Genomic DNA, 20,874 nt, shown 5'->3' on the forward strand with positions numbered 1-20,874 from the left:
TAATTTACGCTATTAAGCATGTGTTATGGCGTGTTTGTCCCTCAACCTATGGTATAATCCTGCGCAATTAGCTATTAAGGGTTACTACTTTGCAATTTATCGCACTTACTTCTATCGGAATCGAAAATTTATTGGTTGATGAGTTAACAGAACTTGGCGCTGCTGTGTCTAAGCAAACTGTTGGTTCTGTTCGTTTTGAGGCTGACTCATTACTAGCGCAAAAGGTTTGTTTATCAAGCCGTTTTGCAACGCGTGTGCTTATGCTTATCGAAGAAAAAGAAGGCGTTGATGATAAAGATAGCTTGTATAAATTTGCTCGTTTTCAACCTTGGCAAGAATGGTTTGGCCCAACGCAAACATTTGCTGTAGATTTTAACGGTACTAATGATTCGTTAAAGAATACACAGTTTTCAGGTTTAGTAATTAAAGATGCTATTGTTGACTACTTTAATGATTTGTATGAGCAACGCCCTAATGTTGATAAACAGGATGCCAATGTTCGTGTTGTTGCACGTTTAAATCGCCACGGTGTTTCTTTATATATTGACTACTCAGGACCAAGACTATCTGAACGTGGGTACCGACAGGGACAAGGTAAAGCGCCGATAAAAGAGCATTTAGCGGCAGCAATTATTAAACGCAGCGGATGGCTAGATAACGTTAAACAACCTCTGTTTGACCCATGTTGTGGTGCGGGTACTATTTTAATAGAAGCCGCAGGTATAGCACGTAATGAAGCGCCAGGTTTGTTTCGTGAAGGCTTTGCTTTTGAGCGTTTACCTAGTTTTAGAGTGGCAAAATTTAAAGCGTTAAAAGAAGAACTACTTGCAAATATAACCGACCCGAAACTTTGGTTAATAGGCCACGACTACGATGCTCAGGTATTAAGTAAAGCCATTGATAATGCAAAGCGTGCCGAGCTTGATGACATAATTAAATTTAAGCAAAGCGACGCAACAAAGTTAACCGCAGTAGCTAAATTACCAGGTGTGGTTATTTCAAATTTGCCTTATGGTGAACGTATTGGCTCTATGGCTGAGTTAGTTGATTTACACCGTAATTTAGGTGTCGGCTTTAAAAAGCATTTTAACCATTGGAAACTGGCGTTATTGGGCATGGATGAGAGTTTATTTAAACTTTTAAAGCTTGTTAAATTAAAACGTTATAAATTTAAAAATGGTCCATTAGATGTAGAGCTTAACTTATATCAACTAGATGACAAGCAAGTTAGCTTGACGACTGATGACAAAAAAGCCCTTAATTATGAAGGTTCAATGTCGTTTGCTAACCGTCTTAAAAAAAATAAACAAGGCCTTAAAAATTGGTTAAAGCAAAACAAAGTTGACGCGTATCGCGTTTATGATGCTGATATTCCAGAATACAATGTAGCGGTTGATGTATATAACGACAGCGCTGTAATTTTTGAGTACGCGGCACCGAAAGAAATAGATGAAAAGGTGTCTGATAAGCGCCTTCAGGACGTCATTAGCTTAACAGCGCAACAACTAAACATAGCACCTGAAAACATAGCCGTAAAAGTTCGCAAAAAGCAAAAAGGTGAAGAGCAATACACCCCTATGGCTAAGCAAAATAGAACGATGGTTGTTGAAGAGTTTGGTGCTAAGTTTAAAGTCAATTTATTTGATTATCTAGACACGGGGTTATTTTTAGATCATCGTTTAGTTCGTCGCTACATTCAAGAAAACGCCAAGGACAAACGTTTTTTAAATTTATTTGCCTACACAGGAAGTGCATCAGTTCATGCAGCCATTGGTGGGGCAAAGGCTATAACCACAGTTGATTTATCCAAAACCTATTTAAAATGGGGCCAAGATAATTTTGATTTAAATAATATTAGCAACACGCGTTACCGTTTTGAGCAAGCAGATTGCCTTAAATGGCTAGAGCATGCGACTGCGCAATATGATTTAATCTTTCTTGACCCTCCAACATTTTCAAATTCAAAGCGAATGAAAGATGCGTTTGATGTGCAGAGCGATCACATTAAGTTACTTACTTGGGTTAAAAAAATTCTTAGCCCGTCTGGAACATTGATTTTTTCTAACAACAAACGTGGCTTTGTTATGGATGAAGTTGGATTGATTGGTTTAGGTTTAAAAGCCGTTAATATTTCTGAGAAAACACTCTCACCAGACTTTAAGCGTAATAAAAAAATTCATAACAGCTGGTTAATTACCCATGGCTAAGTGGACTTTATACCATACGGAAGGGTGTCATTTATGTGAACAAGCCCACGCATTAATAACACCGTTATTAATGAGCGAGGGCAGTTTATTGTTAACAGACATAATGACTGACAAACAGCTTATTGCGCAATATCAGGTAAGTATTCCTGTTTTAAAAAATGAACATGGCCAACAATTGTTTTGGCCTTTTACTGCAGAACAAGTGCAAATATTTTTAGCACTGGCAGATTAAGAGCATTGTAGAATTATGGATTTAATAAGAATTTCGAAAGCACAGCTTGCCTTTGGTACACATGCGTTACTTAACAACGCAGATGCTGTTATTGAAAGTGGTGAGCGAGTTTGTATTGTGGGGCGTAACGGCGCAGGTAAATCAACGCTGTTAAAAGTATTAGACGGCCAAGTCATATTGGATGATGGTGAAATAAACCAGCTCGGTGGTTTAAAAATCTCTCGTCTTGAACAAGATCCACCTAAAGGGGCTAGCGGTACCGTATTTGATTATGTTGCCCAAGGTATGCCAGAAATAGCTAATTTACTTATCGATTATCACCATGTGAGTAATGAACTGCAAACTGAATGTACCGATCAATTATTAAATAAACTTGAGCGCTTATCTAATAAGCTAGAAGCCGCTGATGGCTGGCGCTTCGATAGCCGTATTCAATTAGTGTTAACTAAGCTTGAGCTGACACCTGATGCGAAACTTGAATCGCTTTCAGGTGGATGGTTACGTAAAGTTGCACTGGCACGTGCATTAGTTAGTGAGCCAGACTTGTTGCTATTAGACGAACCAACAAACCACTTAGATATGACAAGTGTGATGTGGTTAGAGCAGTTCTTAAAAGACTTTAAAGGTGGGATTGTATTTATATCTCACGATCGTGCGTTTATTCGTGCAATTGCTACGCGTATTTTGGATTTAGACCGCGGCAAACTTATTTCATATCCAGGTGACTACGCCACTTATCTAGAACAAAAAGCGCATGACTTAAAAGTAGAAGAAAGTCAAAATGCACTCTTTGATAAACGATTAGCTGAAGAGGAAGCGTGGATCCGTCAGGGCGTAAAAGCCCGAAGAACTCGTAATGAAGGCCGTGTTCGTGAATTAAAACAATTGCGTAATGAGCGTAAGCAACGAGTTGATCAAGTTGGTAAAACAGATTTCAATATTGAAACCGCAGACCGCTCAGGTAAATTAGTTTTTGAAGCTAAGCATTTATCTCATGCTTTTAAAGAGAAAACGATTGTAAGCGACTTTTCTACTTTAGTTATGCGTGGCGACCGTATCGGTTTAGTCGGTCCTAATGGTGTAGGTAAAACAACACTATTAAAACTAATGTTTGGTGACTTAGCACCTGACAGCGGTGAAACTAAGCAGGGTGTTAATCTAGAATTTGCTTACTTTGATCAATACCGTGAAAAGTTAGACGAAGAAGCAACAGTACAAGACAATGTTGCAGAAGGTAAGCAAGAAGTCATGATGGGGGGGCGCTCTCGTCATGTATTAGGTTATTTACAAGACTTTTTGTTTCCACCTGCGCGCGCTAGAACACCCGTTAAGGCCTTATCTGGCGGCGAAAAAAACCGATTATTACTTGCTAAGCTATTTTTAAAACCATCGAATATCCTGGTATTGGATGAGCCAACCAATGATTTAGACATTGAAACACTTGAGCTGTTAGAAGACATTATTAATCAGTATCAAGGTACCGTTATTATTGTAAGCCATGACCGTGAATTTATCGATAATACATGCTCTAGTGTATGGGCATTTGAAGGTAACGGAAAAGTGACAGATATAGTCGGCGGTTATAGTGACTATGAAGCTTATGTAAGTTATTTAGCAGAACAAGAAAAACAAGCTGTTCAACCAGCTGCAAAAAAAGTAGAGAAGCAACCGACCCCTGCTGCAAAGCCAGTCGCTAAAACGAATAAGCTTTCTTACAAATTAAAACTTGAATTAGAGCAGTTGCCTAATAAAATGGAGCAACTTGAAGCTGACGTAGAAGCCCAGCAAAATGTGGTAGGCGATCCTGACTTTTTTAAACAAGACAGTGACATAACAACCAAAGCATTGAACCATTTAGCACAACTTGAGTCTGACCTTGAAGCCGCTTTTGAGCGATGGGAAGAACTTGAAGAATTACAGAATCAGTAGTAAGGACTAAAATGAAATATAAATTACTCGCTGCCAGTATCTTAGCGACATTGAGTACATCAGCTATTAGTGCAACATACCAATTAAGTGAATTAGGCACACTCGATAATGCAAAATTTTCTTACGTTACTGATGCAAGTGAAAGCGGGCACATAATTGGTTTAGCAAATGAGTTATATAACTTACCCATAGATACCAGTTATATTGATTTTACAGATAATACAATTGAGAGTGCTTACGACAGAGAAGTTTCAATTTTCGAACTAAGTGATAAGGTAATTACTTTTACACTTGATGATATAGAGAATAATGATGCAGCTTTGACTAATCCTGATGCGCATGACTTTATGGTTAGATTTTTATCAGGTTTATCGACTAATTTTGAATATCAAAAACTAAATTCGTTTACCGGTATTAGATTTAACGAAAATGAAGTTGTTGAACAGTCTCTTTTTGATATTTCTTCAGTAGACTATGATGGTTTAACTCGTTCTACTTTTAACGTTTACAACGCCGTGAGCGAAGACGGAGTCTCAGTTGGTTGGGGGAGTGCACCCTATGACAAAGTTTCTTTCACACCAGAGGATGAAGATGAGGCTGAAACTTGGTTTACTCATGACTTTATCGAACGAGGAATTGTAATAGGTGCTGATGGCACAGAAGTACCTCTTGTTCCTGAGTTCAATGAATACGGGGGTACAAGCCGTGCCAATGATATTGTTAAAACTAATAATGGTTATATTGTTGTAGGCAATGTGTCAACGGATATTAACTTTGAAAGATTAGAAGATATTGATGAAAATTGCGATGGCGAAGATGAACCCGTTTCTTCTTGTATTAATCTATTAAATAGCAATTTTCTTGGCGGAATTTTTAACAAGCGAGCTGTCAAGTGGCAGTTGGATGACTCCCTTAATATTACTTCTGTAGAAGAACTTGGGTTAGCTTTAACTCCAGATGAAGATGAAGTGGAAGAAGACACATTTACCAGTACTGCTTTTGCAGTAAATGCAAATGGTGTTGCAGTAGGCTCATCACATACACGTTATAAAAATAATGATAATACATTTGTTACAATGCCTGTGTACTTCAAAGATGGCGAAGTTGTTACTTATATTGACCAAGAAAATGACTCTAATCAGACAGGGATTTCTTCAGCAATAAATGATGAAAATATTATTGCTGGTTATGTAACTCGAATAGTTGAAAACACTCGGGTAAGAAAATTCTTTTATCATGATATCGCTACTGGTAACACTGTTTACCCTACAAACTTCTTTTTAGCAGCAAACTCGACTGCTAACGATATCAATAATCAAGGTTATATTGTTGGTGAGAGTGAATTAGGTGGATCGGACAGTTCACGAGATAAAGCCGCATTTATTTATAAAATTGGTGAAGATAAAATAACTAACATTAATGACTTTTTACCATGTTATGAATCAGATGGTGAAACTGATTACCCATACACAGTTGTTGAAGCTAATATTATTAATGAGAATAACGAAGTGTTTGGTGTAGCCACCAAAACAGTAGAAAAGCGTGACACACTTGGTGGTATAGTGACTGATATCAACGGTAATATTGAATTTGAAACTGTCGCTGTTGCAGTTAAATTAACTCCTCTGGATAATGGTGAAATTGAAGATTGCGCACCGCCAGAGGCCGAATTTTTTGAAAGAAGTTCAGCCAGTACCTCTTGGTTAGCGTTATTTCTTTTACCATTAATTGGTATTCGACGCGTATTTCGTTTTTAAATATTTTTGAATAAAAAACCCAGCTTTCTAGCTGGGTTTTTTTTCGTCTATACTATTCAAAGGATCGATATTATTTGCGTGCAGCTCTTGCCTTTACAACAGAGCGGCGCCATAAAATATCAATGCCAAAATAGCCTATGATTGATGCTATAGAGGCGCATACAAGCGAGCCAACTAAGAATGCAGGGCCAATGGTTTCGATACTCTGCTCAAACCAAGCCCAGTTAAGCTCAAAAGCGAAGTGTTGTTCTGGTTGATTTAAAACAAGAGTGCCAACGAGGTAAGACCCATAAAAAATAGGTGGCATGGTTAAAGGATTAGTAAGCCAAACAAGTGTTGCTGAGATAGGTAAGTTAACTCTAAATAAAATAGCAGTCGCTGCGGCTAAAACCATTTGAAAGGGAACAGGGATGAAAGCAAAAAATAAACCAACTGCAAAGGCTCCTCGAGCAGAACGTCTGTTTAAGTGCCAAAGATTTGCATCTTGCAAAAGCTTACCAAAAATTTTTAACGATTTATGATGTCTAATTTTATTCGGATCGGGTAAAAATCTTTGGATAGTTTTCTTAGCCATTTAAAGCAACCATTTACATCAGTGTGGATCAGTCTTGGTTTTGTAATTGGCTGTATTTCAACCGTGTTTTATTACGAAACTCTCGAATTTATTATTATTACAGTGTCCATTGTAATAATAGGCGCTTATTTTAAGCCGTTTTTGTCTTTATTGTTAGGCTTTATTTGTGGAATTTGTATCGTTATAGCGCATTATCATATTTTTTATAACTTTGAGCACATAATTAATGATGAAAAGTACGCATATCCAGTTGAAGTTGTAATACAAGAAGTCATCTCAAACAAAACTCCCCAATATGTCAAAGCAAAATTAGTGCGTATTAATGGAAAATACTATTCTAATTTGAGTGCACCTAGCGCGATGTTAAGCGTTAATTTAGATCACCCATTGCGTGCTAATGATCGTTTTGTGGCAAGTGTTAATTTAAAAAAATTTAGAAGTAATAAGAACTTTAATGTATTTGATAACGAACTGTATGCATTTAAGCAGCGAATTTTCTTTAAAGGAAAAGTTCTTAATAAAGAATTAAAAATCAAAAGCACTTCAGAACAAAATAGTGTTCAAAGTTATAAAAGCTTCATTAAAAATACATACGAAAATACAACACTAAATTGGCTTTATTATGCTTTATTAACAGGGGATAAGAGGTTAATGACACCGAGTGATAAGCAGCTGATGCAATCACTGGGTTTAAGCCATTTACTTGCTATTTCAGGCTTACACATTGGGTTGGTGTTCGGTTTTGGTTTCTTCATTACAAAGTGGGTATTTATCCACGTTAAGTTGTTTAATAATCAAACGATCAATTTTTCAATTGCTTACAGTGCGATTGGTTTTGTATCAGCGTTTGTTTATGTCTATTTAAGTAACTTTTTGGTTTCAGCGACTCGTGCACTAATAATGCTTGGCTGTTATTTACTTCTATATTACTTTCAAAGGCAGCCAATGAGATGGCGCAGTATTTTGTTTGCGTTTGTTATTGTACTCGTTGTTAATCCGTTCAATACCCTTAATCCTGGATTATATTTTTCATTTTTTGCAGTCGTGGTTATTTTTTTAGTTATTAAAAATGTACCTCACTTTACCAATTCATTGCTAAAGGTACTTTTTGCATTAATTACTATTCAGGCTGCACTATTTATTGGTTTACTGCCTCTGTCTTTTTACTTTTTTAATGGCGTGAGTATTGCTGGGTTAGTCATAAACTTAGTCGCAATTCCATTTCTTTCATTGATTTTAATGCCTTGTTTATTTTTATTAACGGCTATAAGTGCCGTATTTGATATTAGTACGGTGATTATTTTTATCGATAGCGGTTTAGCTTTTATTTTTACCTGTTTAAATAAATTACCGGCAGGTTTTGGTTGGCTAAACATAGGAATTATTGGTCTAAGTGTCATTATTTATGCTTATCTTACTTTTTTAATTTTTTATTTTTCGCCATATAGGCGGCTCGCTTTTTTACCTTTAGTCATGCTCTATATTGATTATTTACTTGCTGATAAGCCTACATGGAAATTACATGTCTTCGATGTTGGTCACGGTCTTATGGCTCTTATTGAAAAAGATGATAAAGGATTTATTTATGATTTTGGACCTAGTTACTTTAATCGTTTTAGCCGTGCTAAAAGTATTTTGTTACCTTTTATTGATATAAATAATATTGCAGTGACTCATTCAGTAGTTAGTCACCTTGATAATGACCATTCCGGTGGTTTATCTCATTTTATCGGCGCAGGTTTAAAGTTTTCATTTAATGAATTTCACCCTGATGGACCTTCAAAGGGGTGTATTCCAAACGAAGTAAACATGGCTGGGCTAATAATTAAAAGTTTCCCAACTCCCTGGTATGGTAATGAAAATGATGAATCGTGCGTAATAAAGGTTTCAGATAAAGAGCACAGCGTTCTATTTACAGGCGATATTTCAAAAAATAGAGAGTTGCAACTGATAAACTCTAGCGATAGTTTAAAAAGTACAGTGTTACTTAGCCCTCATCACGGTAGTAGTACGTCATCAAGTAAGAAATTTATTACTGCAGTTATGCCACAGATTGTTATTCACTCAAGTGCTTACAAAGGGCAGTGGCAATTTCCTAAAACAGAAGTTGTTGAGCGTTATAGAAACATTAATGCCTTGCAGTATGTTACTGGGCAACACGGGCAAATTACGGTGGAGTTTTACGAAGAGACTGTGACTGTTATTACAGCACGAGACTATCAAAGCTACTGGTTTATAAAAGATTGACGTTTTGTTTTAGTTCTAGCAAGGATACAATAGGGTCTGTAATTGAATAAAGAGAGTATTATGGATCAAAGTACTACACAAATTTACAAGCGTTTAATTTCTTACGTAGGTGCTTACAAAAGCGTGGCAATAGTTGCTATTGTTGGCATGATTGGCTATTCCGGTATGGATGCTTTATTTATTCAATTAATGAAGCCTTTTATTGATGAAGGTTTAAATCAACGAAATAACGAAGTATTAAAATACGCTCCTTTTGTAGTGATAGCTTTGGTTATTGGTCGTGGTATTTTTAATTTTATGTCATCTTATTGCCTAAGCTATGTAGGCTCGCAAGTTGTTCGTTCACTCCGTCAGGAATTATTTGAACATATTTTACATCTACCTGTTTCATTTCACGATAAAAACTCAACAGGTGACCTAATTTCTAAAATCACGTTTGATACAGAACAAGTTCAACAAGCAATAACCAAAGCATTACTGATTGTAGTGCGAGAAGGGGCATTTGTTGTCTTTCTGCTTGGTGTAATGTTTTATACAAGCTGGCAATTATCTCTGATATTTTTAGTTATTATTCCTTTAGTTGCGCTGATCGTTGCAATAGTATCTAAGCGTTTTCGTCATATTTCTAAAAATATACAATCAGCTATGGGGCAAGTAACAAGAAGCTCAGAGCAAATGCTCAGTGGCCATAAAGTGATTCATGGTTTTGGCGGTCAAGAGAGAGAAATTAATCAATTTTCTAAAATTAACAATCATAACCGACAACAACGTATAAAAATGGATGCTACAAAGGCATTAAGTGTTTCAGTTATTCAAATACTTGCAGCGAGTGCTATGGCCGTTATTTTGTGGGTGGTATCAATGCCCTCAATGATAGACAGCATTAGCTCAGGCGACTTTGTTGTGCTTATTTCATCGATGATGATGTTACTACGTCCGCTAAAACAGTTAGCTAACGTTAATAGTGATATGCAGCGCGGTATTTCTGCAGCGCAAAGTATATTTTTAATACTTGACGAAAATATAGAAAAAGATACAGGCACAGTATCTGTAACAAAAGCCAAAGGTTTAATTGAGGTCAAAAATGTGACTTTCAAATATCCCACAAAAGATGAACCTGTATTAAATAACTTAACGCTTACAATTCAAGCCGGCGAAAGTATTGCGTTAGTTGGGCGTTCGGGTTCAGGTAAATCAACAATTTCTAATTTATTACCACGTTACTATGATTTAGACTTACCAAGTCAAATACTGTTAGATGGTATTCCTTTAAATGATTATAAGCTTACAGATCTGCGACGCCAATTTGCGCTAGTATCGCAACAGGTTGTGCTGTTTAACGACACTATAGCTAACAATATATGTTATGGAATTCAGCGAGATATTACAGATGCTGAGTTATTACAGGTAGCTAAGCAGGCCCACGTGTGGGAGTTTGTAAAAGACTTACCTGAAAAGCTAAATACGATGGTAGGTGAAAACGGAGTGATGCTCTCTGGTGGTCAACGTCAACGCATCGCTATAGCCAGAGCTATTTTAAAAGATGCCCCTATTTTAATATTAGATGAGGCAACATCCGCATTAGATACAGAGTCCGAAAAACTGATTCAACATGCGCTTGATGACTTAATGAAAGATAAAACATCAATTGTCATTGCACATCGATTATCTACAATTGAAAATAGCGATAAAATTTACGTTATCGATAATGGTCGTGTTATTGAAAGTGGCGATCACACCAGCTTACTTTCAAACGATGGAACTTATTCAGCGTTGTGTAAAATGCAGTTTGGCGAGTAACCGTGAATAAAATCGAAAAAAGCTGGTATGAACCAGTTGGACTTATTACATTACTTTTTTTGCCATTGTCAGCTTTATTTTGGCTAATTTCGATTACCAGAAAGCAGATGTATCGTTTTGGAATATTTAAGCAATTTAAAAGCGACATACCTATTATTGTTGTTGGTAACATTAGTGTGGGTGGAAATGGTAAAACACCATTTGTATTATGGCTTTATGACTTTTTAACAAAACAAGGGTTGTCAGTTGGAATCATTAGCCGAGGTTATGGTGGTAAGGCGAGTAATTATCCTTTAATTGTTAAAGATAATACGCCAGCTGCTGAGGCGGGTGATGAGCCTAAACTTCTGTTTCATCGTCTAAAATGCCCAATTGCTATAGGGCCAAACCGACAACGCAATATTGAGTTACTAGCCCGTGATTATAATTTAGATATCATTATCTCTGACGATGGTATGCAGCATTACAAAATGGCACGCACTATTGAATGCTGTATCGTCGATAGTGAACGCCAATTTGGAAATGGGTTGCTAATGCCTGCAGGGCCATTACGAGAAACACCTGCACGTTTGAAGTCGGTTGATTTGATTGTTGAAAACGGAGGGCAGAATAGTAATAACTACACATTAGAGCCCGCAGCGCTCAGGTCAGTAAAAAGTTCTTTTCCTATTAGTGAATCGATTAAAAATGGCCATGCAGTAAGCGCAATAGGTAATCCTAAGCGTTTTGAAAATACCTTAAAAAAACAGGGGATAACTTTATTATCTTCAAATCACTTTAGGGATCATCATCCATACACAGCCGAAGATTTTACCCGATTTGGTAACGACAATATTCTAATGACCGAAAAAGACGCCGTAAAATGCAGCGAGTTTGCCAAAGATAATTGGTATTATTTACCAGTAAATGCAAAGCCAACACAGGCTGTAATAAATAAATTAACTTTAATATTAAAAGAAAAAGGGATCCTAAATGGCCTTTGATACTAAATTACTCGAAATAATTGCATGCCCTGTATGTAAAGGGAAATTACGTTTTGATAAAGACAACAGTGAACTAATTAGCACTGCTGCAAAACTTGCATACCCTGTTAAAGATGATATTCCGGTATTACTTGAAAATGAAGCAAGAGAGTTATCGTTAGAAGAGGTTGAAAAGTGGAATTCGTAGTTGTTATACCTGCGCGCTATGCTTCAACAAGATTACCAGGAAAACCGCTAGCAGACATTTGTGGTAAACCTATGATTCAACATGTTTATGAGAAAGCATGTTTATCAGGTGCAAGCCAAGTGATAATTGCAACCGATCATCAAAAAGTATTTGATGAGGTTAGTACGTTTACTAATGATGTTGTAATGACGCGTGAAGATCACCAGTCAGGCACCGAGCGCTTAGCGGAGGTAGTTGCTTTATTAAATTTAGATAGCAATACCATAGTTGTAAATGTTCAAGGTGATGAACCATTACTAGCTCCCGATAACGTTTTGCAAGTAGCTAAGTTGCTAAATGAATCATCAGCACCCATGGCCACATTAAGTGTTGCCATTGAACATAAAGACGAAATATTTAATCCTAATGCAGTCAAGGTTGTTAGCGATATAAATAAAAACGCGTTGTACTTTTCACGTGCAAGCATTCCGTTTGATCGACTTGCGATGTTAGACGAAAAAAGAGATTTAGAACTTTCATCATTTCAACGTCACGTGGGTATTTACGCTTACAGAGCAGGGTTTATTAATCAATATATTGCACTTAGTGTTTCACCTTTAGAGTTATTAGAGTCATTAGAGCAGCTGCGTGTTTTATATCACGGTTATAGTATTAAAATAGAGCAGGCAAAAGTAGCTCCGCATGCAGGTGTTGATACCGCTGAAGATTTAGCAAAAGTAATCGCGTTTTTACAAAATAAAAACGCGTGACCTTTTAATGAACTTAATATTAAACGTGGTATATGAGCATACTGATTTTTATGTTGTCGAAAAACCAGCACAACTCAGCTTTCATTCAGAAGATGGACCTGGCTTTGTTGTGCTAGCTGAGCGACAATTTAATGAGAAACTTTACGCAGTTCATAGACTAGATAAAGTAACTTCGGGTCTAATTATTTTAGCAAGAAATAAAAGCGCTGCAGCAATTTTTACTGAGCTTTTCGCACAGCATACTATTGATAAGTTTTATCTTGCTATTACAGACTCTAGACCTAAAAAAAAGCAAGGTTGGGTTAAAGGAGACATGGCCAAGTCGCGCCGTGGTACCTATAAGCTATTGGCATCTAATTTAAATCCTGCAATTACCCGTTTTTATTCAATTAGTTTTAAAGCGGGTTTTAGAGCGTTTATTTTAAAACCTTTCTCGGGTAAAACACACCAGCTAAGAGTTGCCTTAAAAAGTATAGGATCCCCAATATTGGGTGATATTGCTTACTCAGGCACGGCTTCAGATAGAACATATTTGCATGCTTATGCATTGAGCTTTACTTGGCAGGGTGAGAACTTACAATTTACGCTTTTACCTAGTAACGGTGATGCGTTTTTAACCTTGTTACAACATGATAATTTTCAAGCATGGCGTTCGCCATGGGAACTGGACTGGTAAATGAGTGAAAAAATAACTGACATCCGCTTTGGTGGCATTAAACGTTTATATGGTCATCAGCAATTTGATTGGCTTCAAGAGGCTCACTTTTGTGTTGTTGGCATTGGTGGAGTGGGAAGTTGGGCAGCTGAGGCGCTTGCGCGCACCGGTTTAGGTAGAATAACGCTCATAGATCTTGATGATATTTGTGCGACCAATGTAAACCGTCAAATCCATGCCTTATCTGGAACGATTGGTCATGCTAAAGTCGACGCAATGAAAGCGCGTTGTGAACTTATAAATCCAGAATGCAACATTGATGTCATTGATGACTTTATAACACTTGAAAATATTAAAGAGCACATTCACGGCTTTGACTATGTAATCGATTGCATTGATGCAGTCAAAGAAAAAGCAGCACTCATTGCCCATTGCAAGCGAAATAAAATGCCTATTATTACCACTGGTGGTGCTGGTGGTCAAACCGATCCTAGTCAAATTACATTCGGTGATGTAGCTAAAACAACGCAAGATCCTTTACTTGCAAAGGTGCGCTACATATTACGTAAACAGTATAACTTTAGTAATAACCCTAAACGAAAATTTAATGTTGATTGCGTTTACTCAACAGAGCAATTAGTTTATCCAGGGAGTGATGGTAGTGTTTGCCATGCAAAGCAAAGTGCAGATGGCAGCATGAATATGGATTGCAATAACGGTTTTGGCTCTGTAACGATGATTACAGGAAGTTTCGGCTTTTTTGTAGCAGCCAAAGCTATTCGCAAATACCTAGATAAAAAACAGCGTTTGCAGGTTTAGCACTACTTAGCTTATTTTTTGCTGTGCCATGGTTTGGATTCTATCAACCATGGCTTTAATTCCGTTACCACGTGATGTACTTAAGTGGCTAATAAGACCTAGCTTATCAAACTCCTCATACGCATCTATTTTCACTACTTGCTCTGGTGTCAGTCCGTTATATAAAGATAAAATAATTGCTAGCAAACCTTTTACGATACGTGTATCTGAATCACCAATGACTACTAACGTATTTTCTTTTAAATCAAATTCAACAAACATCCATACCTTGCTTTCACAGCCGGGAACTAGTGAAGCTTCTGTTTTTAAAGCATCAGGTAAAGCGGGTAAAGTTTTGCCTAAAAGCATTATTTCACGATACTTTTGCTGCCAAGAAGACGCTTTTTCAATTGACTCAGTGGTTTTTTTAAACGTATTTGTCATGAGTTATCCTAATAAAATATATAAAAGCGACGTTTAATCTAATAAGGCGATACATTCTTTGAGTGAGTTGATGAATATGTCAACATCTTCATAGGTATTGTAAAAACAAAAGCTGGCTCTTAAGGTGCCATTTATTCCTAAATGAGTCATAAGCGGTTGCGTACAATGGTGGCCTGCTCTGACTGCAACGCCATAACCGTCAAGTAATGTTGCCAAATCGTAAGGATGCTCATCTTTAAAATTAAAACTTAGAGTGCCAATATTGTCAGATAGATTGCTGTAAATTGTAATACCTTTGATGGTTACCAGTTTTTCAGCCGCATAATTAAATAGTTTTTGCTCATACTTTTGTAATTGTTCGTTTTGTAAGGCGTTTAAATAATCCAAAGCCGCAGAAAAACCTAATACGCCAGAAATATTAGGAGTACCTGTTTCAAATTTTGCAGGTGCAGGGCGATAAGTACTATGCGTAAGGTACACCTTATCTATCATTTCCCCGCCAGTTTGATACACATCTAAAGAATTAAGTTCTTGATATTTGCCATAAAGTACACCTAAACCTGTGGGGCCAAGCATCTTGTGGCTTGAGCACACGTAAAAATCACAGTTTAAGTTATGTAAATCAGGCTTTAAATGCATTGCGCCTTGAGCGCCATCTATTAAAACGAGTGAATTTACTTCTTTTGCAGCAGTAATAAGGGGCTTTAAATTTGTGATATTACCAAGCATGTTAGATGCTTGTGTAATTGCAAACAAACTAGGTTTAGACTGCTTAATAAAATCACAGCATTGTTTAATATTTAATGTTCCATCATCATTAACTGGGAGTGCTAATAATTTTGCGCCTGTTTGCTCACTAAGTACTTGCCAAGGCACAATGTTAGCATGATGTTCTAATACTGAGATAATAATAGTATCGTTTTGGTTAAATCGGCTTCGTAAACCATTATTTACTAAATTTATTGCCTCTGTAGCACCCTTAGTCCAAACAATTTCTTTACTTGATACATTAAAATACTTGGCTGTTTTGTCACGAGCTTGCTCGTATAAGCTTGTTGCACGCTCGCTCAATGTGTGACGGCCGCGATGTACATTTGCATTTTGGCTAGTATAAAATTCATTTATAGCGTCTATGACTGATTGGGGTTTTTGAGTGGTTGCTGCAGAGTCTAAATAAACAAGTGGGTTAGCATTTATCTGCTGCTTTAAAGTAGGAAAGTCATTTCTAATTTTATTAATATCAAATTCTAAAGCAGGCATAGCTCTTCAACATGGTCATTTTGAGGCGCAAATTGTAATGGGTTTATAATAATTCTCAAGTATTGAACAGAAAAAAGGCCGCAAAAGCGGCCTTTTTAAGCTAAATAATATTAGCGCTTGTCGGTAGATACGTAGTCACGGGCAGTGTAACCAGTATACATTTGACGAGGGCGGCTGATTTTATGACCAGGCTGAGAAAGCATTTCGTCCCAGTGAGTGATCCAACCAACAGTACGTGCCATTGCAAAAATTACAGTGAACATGCTTGTTGGAATACCAATCGCTTTTAAGATAATACCTGAGTAGAAATCTACGTTAGGGTATAGTTTCTTCTCAACAAAGTATGGGTCTTCAAGGGCAATTTGCTCAAGCTTCATTGCAATATCAAGAAGAGGATCTTGAATGTTTAGCTCTTCTAATACTTCGTGACACGTTTGACGCATTACTGTTGCTCGTGGGTCAAAGTTCTTGTAAACACGGTGTCCAAAGCCCATTAGACGGAACGGGTCTGACTTATCTTTTGCTTTGGCTACGTATTCATCGATACGATCAACTGAGCCAATTTCTTCTAACATGTTTAAACATGCTTCGTTAGCACCGCCGTGAGCAGGGCCCCATAAAGAAGCGATACCAGCTGAAATACATGCATATGGGTTCGCACCTGAAGAACCAGCAAGGCGAACTGTAGATGTAGAAGCATTTTGTTCGTGGTCTGCGTGAAGCATGAATATTTTGTCCATTGCTTTAGCAGTAATTGGGTTTACTTTGTACTCTTCAGCTGGAACAGAGAACATCATGTGTAAGAAGTTTTCTGCATAGCTTAGGTCATTTCGTGGGTAAACAAAAGGCTGGCCAATGTTTGTTTTATAAGCCATTGCAGCAATTGTAGGTAATTTAGCAACTAATCTAATAGCACTTGTTTTGCGTTGTTCAGCATCAGTAATATCTAAATCTTCATGATAAAAAGAAGATAGAGCACCCACAACACCACAAAGCATTGCCATTGGATGTGCATCAAAGCGGAAACCTTGGAAGAAATTTGCAATTTTTTGATCTAGCATTGTGCTGCGAGTGATTTTCTCTGCAAATGCATCGTATTGCTCTTTAGATGGTAACTCACCGTTAAGAAGTAAGTAGCAAAGCTCAATATAGTCTGATTCTTCAGCAAGTTGCTCAATTGGGTAACCGCGGTGAAGTAAAACACCTTTACCACCATCAATGTAGGTGATTGCAGATTCACAAGAACCAGTCGACATGAAACCTGGGTCATAGGTAAAGTGGCCATGTGAACCTAACGTACGTACGTCGATTACATCTTGGCCAGCAGTGCCTTGATAAATTGGAAGTTCGATTGGATCAAGTCCATCAATATGAACTGTGGCTTTTTTATCTGCCATCGCTATGTATCTCCTATTAAGATATCTATTCTGATTTTTAGATTTTTAAAGTTCTGAAATCTGTTTTAAGCACATCTACGCATTTTAACGTGAAAGAGGGGGTTAAAGTCAATTTTTATAAACATTATGCACATTTGTATAATAAATATTCTGTATCATATATGTATTATACTATTGGCTAATTCGCAAACATCTCTAAATAAACAAGAATTGTAAAAAGCCTTATGGGTATATATACTAACGGAGGTTTTAAAACCGTATTGTATTTGGGTAAAGATATTTTTACATTCAAAAAATTTACATTAATGTGAACTTTTAATGTTTTAATTCGTTTATCTTGATAGTTCCACCAGAAACATTTGGTGGGTTTTTAGAAAAGCAAGTAGATGAGCTCCAATGTGAGCAAGATGGGCAAGTAACTGTGAAAAAGCAAAGACCTGTAAATCTAGATCTAACAACTATATCTATGCCGGCAACGGCTAAAGCATCAATTTTTCACCGCGTCACCGGTGTTGCATTATTTTTTGCTTTAACGTTTGTCATTTGGGCTTGGTCTGAGTCTCTCTCGTCAGCTGAAAGTTTTGAATTCGTCAAGGGTCTGTTTAACGGATTCATTGCCAAATTTATAGCTTGGGGCACTATTTCAGTACTAGGCTATCACCTTATTGGTGGTATCCGTCACATGGTAATGGATATGGGACACTGGGAAGAACTTGAATCAGGTAACCTAAGCGCTAAAATTGCAATGGCTCTTGGCGTTGTATTCGCTGTATTAGCGGGAGTGTGGATATGGTCTTAAATCAAGCAACTCTTAAACGTGATGGTGTACAAGATTACGTATCTTTACGTACCACGGCATTAATAATTAGCGCATATGCTATTTTTATTATCGGCTATTTTTTAGCGACGCCGGAAGTCACTTTCGAAGCCTGGACAGGCCTCTTCTCTAACCTAGCTATGAAAGGGTTTACGCTAGTAACCCTAGTATGCATTATGGTTCATACCCGCATTGGCCTTTGGCAGGTTTTAACAGACTATGTTAAAAACTCAAAGTTACGCGCATTTTTAGGGTTTGTTCTAAACCTAATGGCCGTTGCTTACGTAGCTATTGGTCTAATTGTATTATGGGGTGTTTAAGTGAAATATTCTGTTCGTGAATTTGACGCCGTAGTAATCGGTGCAGGTGGTGCAGGTATGCGCGCTGCCTTGGCTATTACTGAATCTGGCAAAACGTGTGCATTAATATCGAAAGTATTCCCAACGCGTTCACATACCGTATCCGCTCAAGGTGGTATTACAGTAGCGCTTGGTAATTCACACGAAGATAACTGGGAATGGCATATGTACGATACCGTTAAAGGTTCCGATTTTATCGGTGACCAAGACGCTATCGAGTATATGTGTCAAACCGGGCCAGAAGCAATTACTGAATTAGAAAACATGGGTTTACCATTTTCACGTTTTGAAAATGGCCGTGTATACCAGCGTCCTTTTGGTGGCCAATCAAAGAATTTTGGTGGCGAACAAGCAGCACGTACTGCAGCAGCAGCTGACCGTACTGGCCATGCTTTATTACATCTTCTTTATCAACAAAACGTTAAAAATAAAACAAATGTATTCTCTGAGTGGTATGCACTTGATTTAGTTAAAAATGATAACGGCGATGTTGTTGGTTGTACTGCAATTGAGATTGAAACAGGTGAAATCACTTACTTCAAATCAAAGGCGGTTGTACTAGCTACTGGTGGTGCTGGTCGTATATACGCTTCAACCACAAATGCTCACATTAACACTGGTGACGGTGTTGGTATGGCTACACGTGCTGGTATTTCTATGCAAGACATGGAAATGTGGCAGTTCCACCCGACAGGTATTGCAGGAGCAGGTACACTTGTAACTGAAGGTTGTCGTGGTGAAGGTGGTTATCTTTTAAATAAAGATGGCGAGCGTTTCATGGAACGTTATGCACCTAACGCAAAAGACTTAGCTTCTCGAGATGTTGTTGCACGTTCAATGATGACAGAAATTCGTGAAGGCCGTGGTTGTGATGGTCCTTGGGGTCCTCATATCAAGCTTAAGCTTGACCACTTAGGTGAAGAGACACTTAACCTACGCCTTCCTGGTGTTTGTGACCTTGCAAAAACATTTGCTCACGTAGACCCAGCTAAAGAACCAATTCCAGTTATACCAACATGTCATTATATGATGGGTGGTGTACCTACTAACGTGAATGGTCAAGTGCTTCAAATCAACGCTCAAGGCGATGAAAAAGTAGTTGAAGGTTTATTTGCTGTAGGCGAAATTGCATGTGTATCTGTGCACGGTGCAAACCGTCTTGGTGGTAACTCATTACTTGATTTAGTAGTGTTTGGTCGTGCTGCAGGTAATTTCTTAGGTACATACCTCAGAGATGTTGAAGTATCAAAAGCTGCCTCTGAATCAGACTTAGAAGCGTCTCTTGCACGTTATAACCGTTGGGAAAACTCAACAGCTGGTCAAGGTGAAGATCCTGTTCAAATTAAGAAAGATCTTCAACAATGTATGCAGCTTAACTTCTCGGTATTCCGTGAAGGTGATTCAATGGCGACTGGTCTTCAAGAACTTAAAGAAATTCGCGAGCGTTTACAACATGCTCGTCTTGACGATAAATCGTCAGACTTCAACACGCAGCGTATCGAATGTCTTGAACTTGATAACTTAATGGAAACAGCTTACTCAACAGCAGTAGCTGCAAACTTCCGTACAGAAAGCCGTGGTGCACACTCTCGTTTCGACTTCCCAGATCGTGATGACACGAACTGGTTATGTCACTCAGTATACAATCCTGTTACGGATGAAATGAGTAAGCGTGACGTAAACTACGCGCCTAAGACGCGTGAAGCATTTCCACCTAAAGCACGTACATACTAGGAGCGAGACGATGGCACAAGTACAATTTTCAGTTTATCGTTACAATCCAGATGTTGACAACGCACCGCGTATGCAAGATTACACCTTGCAAATTGACGATGGTCACGACATGATGGTTCTGGATGCACTTTTATTATTAAAAGAGCAAGATCCTTCACTTTCATTCCGTCGTTCATGCCGTGAAGGCGTGTGTGGTTCTGACGGTGTTAACATGAATGGTAAGAATGGTTTAGCATGTATTACTCCTTTATCTACATTACAAAATAACGGTAAAGGTACAATAGTAGTTCGTCCTCTTCCAGGATTACCAGTGGTACGTGACCTTGTTATTGACATGAGTCAGTTCTACACTCAATACGAAAAAGTTAAACCTTATCTAATTAATGACACACCTGCTGCAGGTGAACGTCTTCAGTCTATTGAAGAACGTGATAAATTAGATGGCTTATATGAGTGTATTTTATGTGCATGTTGTTCAACATCGTGTCCTTCGTTCTGGTGGAATCCAGACAAGTTCATTGGTCCAGCAGGCCTTCTTCATGCTTACCGTTTCTTAGCTGATAGCCGAGATACAGCAACAGAAGAGCGTTTAGCAGACCTAGACGATGCGTTCAGTGTGTTCCGTTGTCACAGTATCATGAACTGTGTTAGCGTTTGTCCTAAAGGTCTTAATCCGACCAAAGCGATTGGGCAAATCAAATCTATGTTATTAAACCGTTCGGTTTAACTACATAGAAACGTAAGA

19 protein-coding genes are annotated in these 20,874 nt (G+C 37.8%); 15 read left to right on the forward strand and 4 right to left on the reverse strand.

Annotation, left to right across the window (positions count from 1 at the left end; translation table 11 throughout):
* The first annotated feature begins 89 nt into the window (after window positions 1–89).
* The 4 genes from rlmKL to AC27JL_RS08900 are packed head-to-tail and all read left to right on the forward strand — an operon-like array spanning window position 90 to window position 6,125.
* Window positions 90–2,207, forward strand: a complete 2,118-nt coding sequence (gene rlmKL / locus AC27JL_RS08885) for a bifunctional 23S rRNA (guanine(2069)-N(7))-methyltransferase RlmK/23S rRNA (guanine(2445)-N(2))-methyltransferase RlmL (protein WP_487195429.1) — start codon at window positions 90–92, stop codon at window positions 2,205–2,207.
* On the forward strand, window positions 2,200–2,439 hold the full coding sequence (locus AC27JL_RS08890; protein WP_006792808.1) for a glutaredoxin family protein: 240 nt from the start codon (window positions 2,200–2,202) through the stop codon (window positions 2,437–2,439). The genes rlmKL and AC27JL_RS08890 overlap by 8 nt, the downstream gene beginning before the upstream one ends.
* A gap of 15 nt (window positions 2,440–2,454) precedes the next feature.
* Window positions 2,455–4,368: an ATP-binding cassette ATPase Uup gene (uup, locus tag AC27JL_RS08895; RefSeq protein WP_487195430.1), complete on the forward strand. Its 1,914-nt coding sequence runs from the start codon at window positions 2,455–2,457 to the stop codon at window positions 4,366–4,368.
* Between the two features lie 11 nt (window positions 4,369–4,379).
* Window positions 4,380–6,125, forward strand: a complete 1,746-nt coding sequence (locus tag AC27JL_RS08900) for a DUF3466 family protein (protein ID WP_487195431.1) — start codon at window positions 4,380–4,382, stop codon at window positions 6,123–6,125.
* Window positions 6,126–6,195: 70 nt separating this feature from the next.
* Here AC27JL_RS08900 and AC27JL_RS08905 read toward each other — a convergent pair whose 3' ends face one another.
* Entirely contained in the window at window positions 6,196–6,699 is a 504-nt protein-coding gene (locus AC27JL_RS08905; RefSeq protein WP_006792805.1) for a DUF2062 domain-containing protein, read from the reverse strand.
* On the opposite strand from AC27JL_RS08905, the gene AC27JL_RS08910 reads away from it, so the two are divergent.
* The 7 genes from AC27JL_RS08910 to tcdA are packed head-to-tail and all read left to right on the forward strand — an operon-like array spanning window position 6,679 to window position 14,139.
* The gene (locus AC27JL_RS08910; RefSeq protein WP_487195432.1) at window positions 6,679–8,946 is read left to right on the forward strand and encodes a DNA internalization-related competence protein ComEC/Rec2; all 2,268 of its coding nucleotides are present in this window, start codon (window positions 6,679–6,681) and stop codon (window positions 8,944–8,946) included. The two genes, AC27JL_RS08905 and AC27JL_RS08910, sit on opposite strands and share 21 nt — an antisense overlap.
* Window positions 8,947–9,006: 60 nt before the next feature.
* The gene (gene msbA, locus AC27JL_RS08915) at window positions 9,007–10,746 is read left to right on the forward strand and encodes a lipid A export permease/ATP-binding protein MsbA (protein ID WP_243530607.1); all 1,740 of its coding nucleotides are present in this window, start codon (window positions 9,007–9,009) and stop codon (window positions 10,744–10,746) included.
* Window positions 10,747–10,748: 2 nt separating this feature from the next.
* Window positions 10,749–11,729, forward strand: a complete 981-nt coding sequence (gene lpxK, locus AC27JL_RS08920; protein WP_487195433.1) for a tetraacyldisaccharide 4'-kinase — start codon at window positions 10,749–10,751, stop codon at window positions 11,727–11,729.
* A complete protein-coding gene (locus tag AC27JL_RS08925) occupies window positions 11,719–11,916 on the forward strand; it encodes a Trm112 family protein (protein WP_487195434.1) in 198 nt (65 codons plus the stop codon). Before lpxK ends, AC27JL_RS08925 begins: the two co-directional genes overlap by 11 nt.
* Window positions 11,904–12,665, forward strand: coding sequence for a 3-deoxy-manno-octulosonate cytidylyltransferase (kdsB, locus tag AC27JL_RS08930; protein WP_487195435.1), 762 nt, complete (start codon window positions 11,904–11,906; stop codon window positions 12,663–12,665). The genes AC27JL_RS08925 and kdsB overlap by 13 nt, the downstream gene beginning before the upstream one ends.
* Before the next feature lie 7 nt (window positions 12,666–12,672).
* Window positions 12,673–13,341 carry a TIGR01621 family pseudouridine synthase gene (locus AC27JL_RS08935; protein ID WP_487195436.1) on the forward strand — a complete coding sequence of 223 codons (669 nt, stop codon included), beginning with the start codon at window positions 12,673–12,675 and terminating at the stop codon, window positions 13,339–13,341.
* Window positions 13,342–14,139 (forward strand): tRNA cyclic N6-threonylcarbamoyladenosine(37) synthase TcdA, encoded by a 798-nt coding sequence (tcdA, locus tag AC27JL_RS08940; RefSeq protein ID WP_006794729.1) that lies wholly within the window; start codon window positions 13,342–13,344, stop codon window positions 14,137–14,139.
* Between the two features lie 6 nt (window positions 14,140–14,145).
* Here the strand turns inward: tcdA and AC27JL_RS08945 are convergent, their stop codons facing one another.
* The 3 genes from AC27JL_RS08945 to AC27JL_RS08955 all read right to left on the reverse strand — a co-directional run bounded on the left by AC27JL_RS08945 (window position 14,146) and on the right by AC27JL_RS08955 (window position 17,219).
* Window positions 14,146–14,562, reverse strand: a complete 417-nt coding sequence (locus tag AC27JL_RS08945; protein WP_006794728.1) for a SufE family protein — start codon at window positions 14,560–14,562, stop codon at window positions 14,146–14,148.
* 33 nt (window positions 14,563–14,595) lie between these two features.
* A complete protein-coding gene (locus AC27JL_RS08950; RefSeq protein WP_277054472.1) occupies window positions 14,596–15,822 on the reverse strand; it encodes a SufS family cysteine desulfurase in 1,227 nt (408 codons plus the stop codon).
* Window positions 15,823–15,932: 110 nt separating this feature from the next.
* Window positions 15,933–17,219, reverse strand: a complete 1,287-nt coding sequence (locus tag AC27JL_RS08955; protein WP_006794726.1) for a citrate synthase — start codon at window positions 17,217–17,219, stop codon at window positions 15,933–15,935.
* A 421-nt stretch (window positions 17,220–17,640) separates the two neighbouring features.
* Here AC27JL_RS08955 and sdhC point away from each other — a divergent pair, with 421 nt between their 5' ends.
* Genes sdhC through AC27JL_RS08975 form a run of 4 tightly spaced genes read left to right on the forward strand, consistent with a single transcriptional unit; the run spans window position 17,641 to window position 20,856 of the window.
* The gene (gene sdhC, locus AC27JL_RS08960; RefSeq protein ID WP_074210168.1) at window positions 17,641–18,018 is read left to right on the forward strand and encodes a succinate dehydrogenase, cytochrome b556 subunit; all 378 of its coding nucleotides are present in this window, start codon (window positions 17,641–17,643) and stop codon (window positions 18,016–18,018) included.
* On the forward strand, window positions 18,009–18,356 hold the full coding sequence (gene sdhD, locus AC27JL_RS08965; RefSeq protein WP_006794724.1) for a succinate dehydrogenase, hydrophobic membrane anchor protein: 348 nt from the start codon (window positions 18,009–18,011) through the stop codon (window positions 18,354–18,356). Before sdhC ends, sdhD begins: the two co-directional genes overlap by 10 nt.
* Window positions 18,357–20,129 carry a succinate dehydrogenase flavoprotein subunit gene (sdhA, locus tag AC27JL_RS08970; protein ID WP_006794723.1) on the forward strand — a complete coding sequence of 591 codons (1,773 nt, stop codon included), beginning with the start codon at window positions 18,357–18,359 and terminating at the stop codon, window positions 20,127–20,129.
* A gap of 10 nt (window positions 20,130–20,139) precedes the next feature.
* A complete protein-coding gene (locus AC27JL_RS08975; RefSeq protein WP_006794722.1) occupies window positions 20,140–20,856 on the forward strand; it encodes a succinate dehydrogenase iron-sulfur subunit in 717 nt (238 codons plus the stop codon).
* Window positions 20,857–20,874 lie beyond the last annotated feature (18 nt).

The sequence above is a fragment of the Pseudoalteromonas sp. 4NS20-0020 genome, assembly GCF_057554385.1.

Bases quoted from the DNA above. Each gene is read 5' to 3' on its own strand.
- sdhD (WP_006794724.1), top strand. From the start codon at position 18,009: ATGGTCTTAAATCAAGCAACTCTTAAACGTGATGGTGTACAAGATTAC.
- AC27JL_RS08955 (WP_006794726.1), bottom strand. From the start codon at position 17,219: ATGGCAGATAAAAAAGCCACAGTTCATATTGATGGACTTGATCCAATC.
- AC27JL_RS08975 (WP_006794722.1), top strand. From the start codon at position 20,140: ATGGCACAAGTACAATTTTCAGTTTATCGTTACAATCCAGATGTTGAC.
- AC27JL_RS08905 (WP_006792805.1), bottom strand. From the start codon at position 6,699: ATGGCTAAGAAAACTATCCAAAGATTTTTACCCGATCCGAATAAAATT.
- AC27JL_RS08945 (WP_006794728.1), bottom strand. From the start codon at position 14,562: ATGACAAATACGTTTAAAAAAACCACTGAGTCAATTGAAAAAGCGTCT.
- msbA (WP_243530607.1), top strand. From the start codon at position 9,007: ATGGATCAAAGTACTACACAAATTTACAAGCGTTTAATTTCTTACGTA.
- AC27JL_RS08900 (WP_487195431.1), top strand. From the start codon at position 4,380: ATGAAATATAAATTACTCGCTGCCAGTATCTTAGCGACATTGAGTACA.
- AC27JL_RS08925 (WP_487195434.1), top strand. From the start codon at position 11,719: ATGGCCTTTGATACTAAATTACTCGAAATAATTGCATGCCCTGTATGT.
- AC27JL_RS08890 (WP_006792808.1), top strand. From the start codon at position 2,200: ATGGCTAAGTGGACTTTATACCATACGGAAGGGTGTCATTTATGTGAA.
- uup (WP_487195430.1), top strand. From the start codon at position 2,455: ATGGATTTAATAAGAATTTCGAAAGCACAGCTTGCCTTTGGTACACAT.
- AC27JL_RS08935 (WP_487195436.1), top strand. From the start codon at position 12,673: ATGAACTTAATATTAAACGTGGTATATGAGCATACTGATTTTTATGTT.
- tcdA (WP_006794729.1), top strand. From the start codon at position 13,342: ATGAGTGAAAAAATAACTGACATCCGCTTTGGTGGCATTAAACGTTTA.
- AC27JL_RS08950 (WP_277054472.1), bottom strand. From the start codon at position 15,822: ATGCCTGCTTTAGAATTTGATATTAATAAAATTAGAAATGACTTTCCT.